The sequence below is a fragment of the Mesorhizobium sp. M00.F.Ca.ET.216.01.1.1 genome (assembly GCF_004010325.2).
GTDB lineage: Bacteria > Pseudomonadota > Alphaproteobacteria > Rhizobiales > Rhizobiaceae > Mesorhizobium.
The window spans coordinates 1-366 of sequence record NZ_SADR02000245.1 but is presented as its reverse complement, the minus strand read 5'-3'; the positions used below and the strand labels follow the sequence as shown (position 1 = coordinate 366).

General features: G+C 60.9%; 1 protein-coding gene. It reads right to left on the bottom strand.

The window, feature by feature from the left end:
* A partial coding sequence (locus tag EN859_RS35945) for a proton-conducting transporter membrane subunit (RefSeq protein WP_281015678.1) occupies window positions 1-366 on the bottom strand: 366 nt, incomplete at both ends.

Below are 366 nucleotides of genomic sequence, written 5' to 3'. Positions count from 1 at the left end.
AACCGATCAGCGACGTGATCCACGTGATCGGCATGTATTTGCGCAGGCCGCCCATGTTGCGCATGTCCTGGTCGTGGTGCATGCCGATGATCACGGAACCCGCGCCGAGGAACAGCAGCGCCTTGAAGAACGCGTGCGTCATCAGGTGGAACACGCCAACGGGGTAAGCCGAGACGCCGAGCGCAACCGTCATGTAGCCGAGCTGCGAGAGCGTGGAGTAAGCCACCACGCGCTTGATGTCGTTCTGCACGATCCCGAGGAAGCCCATGAAGAGCGCAGTAATCGCACCGATCACCGTGACGAAGGACAGCGCGCTATCGGACAGTTCGAACAGCGGCGACATGCGCGTGACCATGAAGATACCGG